Here is a 10,816-nt window from a genome sequence, read left to right as displayed (position 1 = left end):
TGGTGGCGGCATAATCGCGGCGGAAATCCACTTAACGAAACGCCCGAAACTGTTCAGACAAACCGAACCACCTCTATACATCGCCACCGGGACAGACACCTAAACTAATCCAGACTGGCATATCAGGCAGTTGGACTGGTGAAGGTTGCTTTTTGACCCGCCAACCCAGACGTCTGGATTTACAAGCGCGACTCCCAACATGGATGATGCACTTGCCATTAGAGCAAATGGATCAGATGGCCTATACCAATCCAAGAGTGATTGCTCAGTTTGCTCAGATATTGATGGCAACGACAGAAGTTTTGGTCCGTATTGTTTATGACCTTCAGGTACAAAACTCAGCACGACGTATTGCATCCGTATTGCAGCGTATTTCTGGGCCTGCCAACGGGGTGGTCGCTCTTTCACAAGAAGAGCTTGGAGAAATGGCTTGTGCAACGAGGCGCCAGGTAAGTATTGCTTTAAAATTGCTGGCAGAAGAGAAAATCGTTACAGTTCAATATGCTAAAATCATTATTAATGATCAACATAAGCTTAAAATATTTATGAAAGACGAATAAGCAACGGTGTTAATGGTCAAGCACCGTTGCGTTTGTTTCTCGCATTCTTGCGTTTAGAATGATGATCATTTTGCGCATGACAGCAACAAGGGCGACCTTGCCCGGTTTGCCTTGTTGTTTGAGGCGCAGAAAGAAGGCTTTCATAGCCGGGTCGAAGCGGATGGCTGGCAGGGCAGCAACGTAAAGTGCATCACGCACGGTTTTTCTGCCACCAGCAATCATGCGCTTGCCACGCATCAGGCCACTATCACGATTGAGTGGAGCCACGCCAACCAGCTTTGCAATCTGTCCTTTGTCGAGCCTGCCAAGCTCCGGCAATCCAGCCAGCAGGAAGCATGCGGTCAGTTGCCCAATACCCTTGAGTGACATCAGCACATCAGCTTTGCGGGCGAGTTGCGGATCAGCTTCAAGACAAGCCGTCATCGCATCAACCACAGCCCGACGCTGTTTGAGAAGCGCCTGTAGTATCTCGTCAATCCAGTCCCTGATGGTTTCGCATTGCTTTTCTGAGCGGTTTTTCTCCTGCACGATCATATGCGATAACTGTTTGTACCGATTGACCAAATCAACCAGTACAGTGTGCTGCGGTGATGACTGCACCAGGATCCGCGTATCCATACGCCGCCCATAATCCGCGAGGATAAAGGCATCAATCCTGTCAGTCTTGGAGAGTTGACCACAGGCCTTGGCAAACTGTCTGATCTGTTTGGCATTGATCTTTGCGACAGGAAACTGTGCTGCAAGCAAGGCTTCAACAACACGTCGTTCATAGCCACCGGTTGGCTCCAGAATGAGGCGTTCAATCCCATCGAGCCTGCTCAGAAAAGCAAGCAGATCGGCAATGCCTGCGGCAGAATTGGCAAAACTGGCCGATTGCTCATCGGGCAGAACGTAAAGATCTAGTGTTGATTTTGATATGTCGATGCCGACAAAACGCGTAGTATAAGTCATGAGGCTGTCTCCCTTATACACGAGCGCGGAGCTCTCTCAACGGTGCGACGATGCCTCTAAGGTGTAAAGGGTTATGCTTTTTTACGAACGAAAGTTCAGGCCCCGATGGGCTCAACCGCTTTGCACCCGTCATTGCTGTGTATGGTGACAACAATGACAAAGAGGCTGGAGCATCATAACAGATGCTCCAGCCTCTCAATGTATAAGCATTAACGGTATTAATTATCGACGATAATTCCCGCACTGGTATGGATGAGGTCGGGCGGCATTGCGCCTCCTTTTCAGTTTTACAGGTCCAACTTACCACTCCAAAAGCAGACCACGCTTGCGATCAGTATCAGCCATCGACGCACACGAACTCACTTGATGGCTGTCTCGGATCAGCATTCACGAGCGGCAGGATGAATGACCTTGCCCGTTGAACTAATCCATTATGCAGTAAGCTCTGGCTCATTGAGAAGACCAGAGAAAAAAGTGCAACCGTTTCACAAAAGAACAGGTCATCGGCATTCTGAAAGAGCACGAGGCGGGGACGCCGGTCTCGGAGCTTTGTCGCAAACACGACGTCAACGATGCCAGCATCTACAAATGGAAGGCCAAATTTGGCGGCATGGAAGTGTCGGAAGTTAAACGGATGAAGGCGCTGGAGGATGAGAACACAAAGCTGAAGCGGCTTCTGGCAGATGCGATGCTCGACAATGCTGCTTTGAAAGACCTTTTGGGAAAGAAGTGGTGACATCCGCAGCAAGGCGGAAAGCTATCGCTCACATGATGGGTCACCACAAAATGAGCGAACGGCGGGCGTGAATACGCGCCGGGATCGTTTCCCATGCCAGACGCACAAAGGCAACATGATGATGTAGCCCTGTCACAAGACGTGGACGGCCACCAACCATACGCACGGTGATCGAATTGATCAGCCCTTGTGCGGCAATCATAAAGGCCAGTGCCTGCGCCCAATCTATATCCATATCCATATCGCGGGCGCGGTCGGCTGGAATGTCAATGTCAGAAACGAGGATGTCGATGAATTCGACAGTGAGAATCATGGTATCCATCATCATACTTTACCAGTGAAGAGGATTTGAGATGCAAGACGAATGCGGGAAAGAAGAAGAATTTGGCGCTTCATTACTCGTCTCTGAACGCTTTCCAGACCCAAAAGGGCTCACTCCAGTAATCGGCGTTATTTGGCCTGTGTTCTTATCATACGGAGCTTTTAAGGGTCTCGACAGTCAGATGGAACAAGACACACGCCGCGCAGCAATGGAGGGAAGTACATAAAATGCATCATGAAAATGACAATGAAGGCGATTTGCTGATGGGATTGAACCCATCGCTAAGTTTCTAGGGGATTACGAGACGGCAGGCGTACCGACCCATTTACGACAGAATCATGCCAAGCTTCAAGCTGGACGGAACCGTTGTGTAGGGGGATAATACCTTCTGGACACCGGAGAAACTCTTTAAAATCCAGACAACTAATTGTTTGATATAGAGAAATTACAGTTCAAGAGCGTTTTATGCCGTGGACAGGAATGCAAAAAGCGCGGTGAAAGTTCGGATAAATCGCGCATTCTGATGCCAAAAGCTGGGCATCGCTCTGCATAGCCGCCGATTTCCCTACAAAGCCCGCAGGATAAGGCTTTTTAAGCCGCCGACATGAAATCGCATCACAGAATGAACGCTGCCGTACGGGTTTTTATGAAGGAACCTGCGCATAGAAGACAATGTTGAGGCCCGCCATTTTTATCGGACCTTATGACCGTTTGTCGAACCTCACATAAGGCAATGATTATTAATGCTTTTTAACGTTACATCTCACTTTTGTCGAATGGACGAGGTCCGACACGCGAAAATGCAGGTCCCGCGTTAGAAATGGGATATCTATGACGCTAGTCTAACGGCTTACGGCTCGCGCAAGATCAACATAACCTGCCCTATAGGGGCAAGTTCGTCTGCCCGATCTGGACCGTATGTTTCTAGTGGATAGTTTTCATTATCCGAAACGAGATCAAGGCATCCATCCACGCGCCTGACAGCACGTTTGACTTTGATTCCGCGACCTACACGAAAAACAAAAACCAATTCATCTTCAATTTCAATTTTGCTGCGATCCACGACCAGCAGCGACTCGCCCGGAATCGTGGGCAGCATGCTGGACATTGCCAAGTTTTTTAATGCTGATGTCTCCGGTATCGATGTGCAATGAAGTTACCGAGCGCTTTCCCCCGATTGAAGGGTTTTCGTTTCCCGCGTGAGATTGTCGCTTATGCGGTATAGGTTTATCACCGATTTGCGCTAAGCACAGCCGATGTGGAAGATATTCTTGCAGAGCGTGGCGTAATCGTCAGTCGGGAAACGGTATGCTTCTGGGTCAATCGTTTTGGTTGCCATTTTTCTCATTGCATTCGCAAAGAGCGGCCAAGGCTGAATGATAAATGGCATATGGATGAAGTCGTCATCACGATTGGCGGCAAGAAATTCTGGCTCTGCGCACAATCGATGCGGAAGGCGACGTTCTCGACATCCTGGTTCAGGTGCGCCGTAATACCAAGGCCGCTCAGCATTTCTTTTCAAGACTGGTCAAGCAATTCGGTCAGCCCCGTGTCGTCGTGACAGATAAGCTGGGCAGCTATGCTAAACCGATACAGTCTATCGCGCCTAATGCCGATCATCGCGCCCATAAGGGGCTGAATAATAGAATTGAAACTCACACCGGTTGCCCCGGAAACGGGAGAAAATCATGGGGCGATTTAAATCGCCGAGTCAGGCGCAACGGTTTTTGTCCGCCCACGATCAAATCAACACGATCTTCCGTCCTTGCCGTTACAATCTCACCGCCATCTCCTACCGACATGCAAGGGCAGATGCTTTCTGTCTGTGGGCCGAATACACAGCAGAAATGACCGCTTGAAACACACATACGCAAGCTGCTCAAAACCTTGAACAAACATCTTGGCAATGCCGTGGCAACTTTCAAGGAGACAGGCTCCGGCGCCAGCTCGACCGTGCCGAGCGGAAGAAAGTCATGGCACTCACTCAGGCCAGGTAGATAGATGCGATCTTGGTCACGGAATTGTCCAGATGGGGCCGCTCGACAATTGATCTGCTCAACACGTTGCGCAAACTAGAAAGCTGGAAGGTTTCCGTCATCGCCGCACGGTCGAAGGCTAGCGATATTCCTCTCGGGCATTGCCGAGTTCGAACGCGACCTGATCAGCGATCGGGTCAAATCCGGCCTCGCCGCAGCGAAAGCTCGGGGCAAAAAAATCGGAAAACAGACCGGCTCTCTCCAAAAGTCATCGCGCTGACAGAAGAGGGCCGCAGCTATCGCTGGATCGCACGCGACCTTGGCATCAGCAAGAACACCGTCGCTGATATCGTACGCAGACACAAATCGAACGCTTAGGGTGTCATTTCGCCCTCAGCCGGAACCGACCTCTCAATGATGCTCGCCGCATCCATTCTGCCACATCAAGGCCGTTGGAGGGGCGTCCACCCCATCAGAGCCCAATATTCTCCGTAGGCTTTGCCGTTTTACGGGTTCCGTTTCACTTATGCTTGAAATTGACAAATGAACTCGCTGTTTAGAAATGCGATGTGCATTTGATGGTAGCTTTGATCGTTCATACTTCCAATCAGCAGGGTCTGGCTGATCTGCGGTAGCAAAGTGTTGGTCAAAATGGCATCGATCATGCGACCGCCGGAGTCCATCTCAGTGCAACGGCTAACAATCTGATCAATCACGGCATCATCGAAAGTGCAGGTGATATCGTGGTTTTCCGCCAGCCGGCGCTGTATACGGTTCAGCTGCAGTCGCACAATATTGCCTAGTACACCATCAGTCAGCGGATAATAGGGCACCACCAACAAACGACCGAGCAAAGCCTTTGGAAATATCGATAGTAACGGCTCGCGCAAAACACTACTCAATACTTCCGGTTCGGGAACCAGCTCTGGATCGCTTGACAGGCTGGTTATCAGCTCGGCGCCAACATTGGATGTCATAATAATGATAGTGTTGCGGAAGTCGATATGGCGCCCTTCGCCATCCTCCATCCAGCCCTTGTCAAATACCTGAAAGAAAATTTCGTGCACATCCGGGTGCGCTTTTTCGATTTCATCCAACAACACCACGCTATAAGGACGCCGCCGTACCGCTTCGGTCAACACTCCCCCTTCACCGTAGCCAACATAGCCGGGAGGCGCACCTTTAAGCGTTGATACCGTGTGCGGCTCCTGGAATTCACTCATATTGATGGCAATGATATTTTGATCGCCCCCGTATAATGTTTCCGCTAAGGCCAGTGCAGTTTCGGTTTTGCCGACACCAGAAGGCCCTACCAGCAAAAATACCCCGACCGGCCTGTTCGGATCGTCCAGTCGCGCACGTGATGTACGTACCCGACGAGCAATTACATCCAGCGCGTGTGATTGACCAATGACGCGTTGACCCAGCATATCCGACAGCCGTAGTACTGCTTCAATCTCGTTTTTCACCATGCGGCCCAACGGGATTCCAGTCCAGTCGGCAACTACCGTAGCCACGATACTGGTATCAACGGCTGCAAAAATGAGTGGCGACTCTCCCTGTAGAACAGTTAATTTCTGTTGTATTTCATCCAGTTGGGCACGCATAACACCCACATCAGCCCTTTTTTGTTCATCATCCGCGGTCGAACTCGCCTCTTGCCAATGCAATTGAACACGTAACTCAATAATTTGCCGGATCAGCGCCAATTCTTGCTGCCAACGATTATTTAACTGCTCCAGCTCTCGCCGTAATGTGGTCAACTCGGTTTCGAGCACCTGCGGACGTTGTGGATCGCCAATGCCAATTTTGACCTCACGCTGGGCGATGTCCAGTTCGATCTGCAACGCATCAATGCGATGACGACAGTCTTCCACTTGAGCAGGTTCGGCATGCTGACTGACTGCCACCCGCGCGCAGGCAGTATCCAACAAGGCTATCGCTTTATCCGGCAATTGACGGGCAGGAATATAACGATGGGACAACCGCACCGCAGCATCAACTGCATCGTCCAGCAGCAGCACGCGATGGTGCTGTTCCAAAGAGCTAACGACGCTGCGTAGCATCACAAGTGCCTTGTCTTCGTTTGGCTCGTGCACCTGCACGACCTGAAAACGGCGGGTAAGTGCGGAATCCTTCTCAATGTATTTTTTATATTCAGACCAGGTGGTGGCGCCGATAGTGCGTAACTGACCACGCGCTAGCGCAGGTTTCAATAGATTAGCGGCATCGCCGGTGCCTTGGGTCCCACCTGCACCGATCAAAGTGTGAATTTCGTCAATAAACAGGATGATTGGTGTCGGGCTGGACTGGACTTCATCAATCAATGTTTGCAGTCGTTGCTCAAACTCCCCTTTGACGCCGGCGCCTGCTTGCAGCATACCAATATCCAAAAGACACAGCCGTACATCACGTAATTGTGGCGGTACGTCTCCAGCGATAATGCGCAGTGCCAACCCTTCGACAACAGCCGTTTTACCGACGCCTGCCTCACCAGTGAGCAGAGGATTGTTTTGACGGCGGCGCATCAAAATATCAATAATTTGACGAATCTCTTCATTGCGCCCAACTACTGGATCAATTTCACCGTTACGGGCTTTCGTCGTCAGATCCTGTGCATATTGCGCCAGAACGCTGTTGCCGGTGAGCGGCATTTTCGAAACAACATCATCGCCATTTTTCCCCGCAGGGTCCAGATTGTTTTCTGATGATTTTGCTGTGATGGCGGCAAACTGATCGATCAACAAATCAGCGTTGATGCGCTCAAACTGCGGAGAAATGGTTTCTAACAAATGGCGCAGACTGTAAGTTTTTAGAATGCCAAGTAGCAAGTGACCACTGCGAATGCGCACTGCGCCAAATTTCAATGAGCTGTAAAGCCAAGCCCGCTCCACCGCGCTGTCGACATGCTCCGACAGATCGGAAATCGCACTGGCACCACGTGGCAGACGGTCGAGTGCCTCAACGACATCGCGCATTACTTGCGCTTCGTCCAGCGCGAAATGACGACCGATCTGCTGAAGATCGCCTTCTGGCGATTGCATCATCTGATGCAGCCAATGTGTCAGTTCAACATAAGGGTTCCCACGTAGCTTGCAAAATGCTGTCGCATCTTCCAGAGCATTGATTAGCAAATTATCCAGTTTGCCAAATAATACCGAACGGCTGATTCCAGACATGGTTTCCTCAAGCTTTAAATTTGTATAGCTGGCACTTGCTAGAATGATAACAAGGGCACATCTCAAAAAATTCGAAATGATTTTGACTATTCATTTTTAAACAATTGTCTTTGATGCTTTAAGTTGGCAAAATTATACTATAAACATTCTTAGGCTAATTACTCCAGTAATTCGGGACTGAAAATGAGATCATCGCGATCTGTTTTTTCTTTGGTGCAGGTCAACCAACTACTCAAACCCAATCGCTGCATTCCACCAAGCTGTGTGCCTTGCGGTTGTTCCTTTGCCAGGATCAGCCGTACATCCCACACAAATTCAATGCCCAGATATTGACGCACCCAATCGCGCAGTTGCCTGCTCAATTTGGCCCCAGGAAGAAAGCGATCATAATTTTTCTGCGACATTGGCCCCAGCTCGATACGGAATTTATGTTGGACATCGCGCACGGCGATACCAAGGAATGTTGATTCACCAAGACGCGATGCCCCACGTCCTGCTTTGAGGCACGTCTGTTCGCCGGGGGCAATCTGCAACCAATGCGACACATTTTCCACAATACGTACCGGCACTTTGAACGTGTGCTGCAAGATTTTGCTCAAACCTTCTGGATCACGGCCATGTCGTATCAGGTGACCGGCCATAAAATATTTAGTGTGGGGGGAGATGCTATCGCGCTGCTGCCGTACCAATGGGCCGGTGCCAATCAGGTTGGATAGATAATCATCAAAATGTCGATTGTCTCGGCGATCCTGCGTTACTGTCGGCTGCACATCCGCCCATGAACGATAAAATAACAGTATGAGCCGGTGGTGGAATAGGTTGGCGAACGCTCGCAGGGTGGTATCTTGGTAATGATATGCCCGTTCGCGCGCATATTCCGTCAAATGCAGAGGCAACGGCCCGTTGGGACCAAATAGACCAAAACTGAAAATGGAGACATCATGCAATTCGCTGTTCGCTCTTGGGGCGACATGCGCCAATGTGGACGGAGCGAACGATAGCGAGGGCTCTTGCCCCAAACGGAACATCTCGTAGCGTGGCAATGGCGCACGCCCTAGTGGATAGGGTTGGCCACCTTGAGCATCGAGACGACGCAACAGTTGAAACAAATCATGCTTATAGGGCACACTGCACAACTGCGACCAAAAATCGTCCGGCAGACGGCTGGGTGCATCAATCAGCGATTTCTCTACTATGTTTTCGCTCATATCAGCATCCTTTTGCCCATGCGCGCTCCCCAGTGGGCAATTTTGCCGCGCTGCTCGCTGGAAAGCGTCATTTCGGTAAAACTGTTCATTGCTACAAGGCGGGAAAACACCCGCTCTAGAACGCTGCCGAATATATAGGGGCTGCTTCCGGAAAACGCCTGCTCATCGACCTTAAGATCAATGGCGATACCGCGGGCGAACACAATCGGGCCAGGCTCTGGCACTCGCCGGTGGATCGGATGCAGATTGCAATGTCGTACACCTAGAATCTGCTTGGCCACCGCTGGCTCACTCGAATTACCATACAGTCCCAATAGCTGGCGCAGGCTGGCAGCACCTTGTTCTGGAGTTGCATCCATCAGACTGAGATAGTTCAGTTGCAACTGGCTGATAAGCCGCCAAGTGACTATGCCTTGGGCCAGTGCCGGACGTGGCGGAGTGGGACCTTTGCGTAACGATATCTGTTTGACGGGAATCGAGTCGGATATCATGAAGTTGCTCTGATCCTGCTGACGCAGCAGCAACGGCAGATCACGGCTTGTGCAAAGGACATTGGCGGTGAGATATTTCAGATCGTTGTGCCATGGCGATTGCTGTTCATCCACCACAGATATGAACACTTCCGAACCAGCGTAACCAGTACGAGTGCCGTAGCGGCGAGCACGTTCTGACAGCAAACGAGGTTCTCGGCGAAGTGAGAAATAGGCACCATAATTGCCGCTATCTGCGGTCAGGGTGTTATAAAACGACCGGAATTCCTGCTCGTCACGTTTTTCGCTGGCGTTGCCAACAAGCCGTTGCACCGAGAAGACTTCATAATCCAATGGGCGTAGCTTATCGACCACGAGATGGTATTCATGTTTTGTTTCGTCGACAGTAATACGTTCTGCTGTTTTCGGAAACAGATTGATGACCGGTGTGCAGTGCAGCGCAAAATGGTTGACATCAACCAGCTGCTCGAGCGCTGCATTCTGCCGATCTAACAGCACTACGATCTCGAACTGCCGCAACGCCTTCTTTTCCTTGCGCACTCTCTGTAAAAGGAGGCCGAGGCCGCTGATACTGAAGAACTGGCAACGCGCCGGAAAGGCAAAATATTCCTGCAGTAACCGGTAACCTTCGAAATTACGCAAATCGTTCGGCAGCAATGCCTGATCTGCGGCGAAGCCTTCTTGGCATAGCGCGTCTAAAGGCAGCGCTTGCCGCTGCGGTTGTGCTTCAACCGTTTGGCAGATCAGCCCGACGCTATGCTGCATCAACAATTCCAGCAATTGCTGCGCATGCATTTCTGGGCCAGCCAAATAAAACATTAGCTGGTCCAGATGAAGATCATTGAGCGCGACGCTCTCGTAACACTCGAGCCGGATGCGTAACGCACTGAGGCAGCTGCTATTGTGCAATCCTAAACTGATAAGCGGTATGTCAGCAGGAATGCCGCCCAGTTCAGCACTGACTAACCGCACTGGCTGCAACATCACATCATGTGCCGTAGTGTAGCTGCAGGTGGTACCGTCTTTCTTTAGCGTCTGGCTGTCCATTATAGTGCCACGCGGCACCATGAAGCCGTTACTAATGCCACCTTTACTACTATCCGGGTGCAGCTCGGCGATCGCCATAGACGGCGTCGGCGACAGGTAATTGGGATAAATGATTTCTAGTAAGCTTTGGGAAAAGCATGGAAAAGCGGCATCCATTTTCAATTGTATACGGGCGGTGAGGAAGGCGAAGCCTTCCATCAGCCGCTCGATATAAGAATCCGCTACATCGATGCCACACATACCGAGACGACCCGCTACCTTCGGATATTGCTCTGCGAACTCGGCACCCATTTCCCGCAGATAGACCAGTTCGCGATTGTAATAGTCTAAAAATCTGCTTTCCATC

At 50.7% G+C, this 10,816-nt stretch carries 7 protein-coding genes and 3 pseudogenes; 4 read left to right on the top strand and 6 right to left on the bottom strand.

The genetic code is table 11. The features are described 5' to 3' along the window. Nucleotides 1–152 precede the first annotated feature (152 nt). Nucleotides 153–560, top strand: a complete 408-nt coding sequence (locus FHY56_RS16780; protein ID WP_140906294.1) for a Crp/Fnr family transcriptional regulator — start codon at nt 153–155, stop codon at nt 558–560. A gap of 9 nt (nt 561–569) precedes the next feature. On the opposite strand, the gene FHY56_RS16775 is transcribed toward FHY56_RS16780, so the two are convergent. Then, nucleotides 570–1,511, bottom strand: coding sequence for an IS110 family RNA-guided transposase (locus FHY56_RS16775; protein WP_210240071.1), 942 nt, complete (start codon nt 1,509–1,511; stop codon nt 570–572). Between the two features lie 502 nt (nt 1,512–2,013). Between FHY56_RS16775 and FHY56_RS16770 the strand changes: the two are divergent. Further along, a pseudogene (locus FHY56_RS16770) lies at nt 2,014–2,315 on the top strand (transposase); the annotation flags it as partial. Here FHY56_RS16770 and FHY56_RS16765 read toward each other — a convergent pair. Continuing rightward, nucleotides 2,288–2,560, bottom strand: a complete 273-nt coding sequence (locus FHY56_RS16765) for a ParB N-terminal domain-containing protein (protein ID WP_235889533.1) — start codon at nt 2,558–2,560, stop codon at nt 2,288–2,290. The pseudogene FHY56_RS16770 and the gene FHY56_RS16765 sit on opposite strands and share 28 nt — an antisense overlap. An 859-nt stretch (nt 2,561–3,419) precedes the next feature. Then, a complete protein-coding gene (locus FHY56_RS16755; RefSeq protein WP_140906292.1) occupies nt 3,420–3,668 on the bottom strand; it encodes a S24 family peptidase in 249 nt (82 codons plus the stop codon). A gap of 51 nt (nt 3,669–3,719) precedes the next feature. Here FHY56_RS16755 and FHY56_RS16750 point away from each other — a divergent pair. Both FHY56_RS16750 and FHY56_RS18230 read left to right on the top strand, forming a co-directional pair. Beyond that, nucleotides 3,720–4,428 (top strand): annotated as a pseudogene (locus FHY56_RS16750) (IS6 family transposase). Between the two features lie 150 nt (nt 4,429–4,578). After that, a pseudogene (locus FHY56_RS18230) lies at nt 4,579–4,825 on the top strand (recombinase family protein). Between the two features lie 244 nt (nt 4,826–5,069). Here the strand turns inward: FHY56_RS18230 and tssH are convergent. The 3 genes from tssH to tssF all read right to left on the bottom strand — a co-directional run bounded on the left by tssH (nt 5,070) and on the right by tssF (nt 10,815). Further along, a complete protein-coding gene (gene tssH, locus FHY56_RS16740) occupies nt 5,070–7,724 on the bottom strand; it encodes a type VI secretion system ATPase TssH (RefSeq protein WP_140906291.1) in 2,655 nt (884 codons plus the stop codon). 158 nt (nt 7,725–7,882) lie between these two features. Further along, nucleotides 7,883–8,932: a type VI secretion system baseplate subunit TssG gene (tssG, locus tag FHY56_RS16735; protein WP_140906290.1), complete on the bottom strand. Its 1,050-nt coding sequence runs from the start codon at nt 8,930–8,932 to the stop codon at nt 7,883–7,885. Then, nucleotides 8,929–10,815 (bottom strand): type VI secretion system baseplate subunit TssF, encoded by a 1,887-nt coding sequence (tssF, locus tag FHY56_RS16730; protein ID WP_140906289.1) that lies wholly within the window; start codon nt 10,813–10,815, stop codon nt 8,929–8,931. The genes tssG and tssF overlap by 4 nt, the downstream gene beginning before the upstream one ends. Nucleotide 10,816 lies beyond the last annotated feature (1 nt).

The organism is Brucella gallinifaecis (assembly GCF_006476605.1).
Lineage (GTDB): Bacteria > Pseudomonadota > Alphaproteobacteria > Rhizobiales > Rhizobiaceae > Brucella > Brucella gallinifaecis.
Note: the sequence above shows the minus strand (reverse complement) of the source record. Positions and strands in the feature narration are given on the sequence as shown.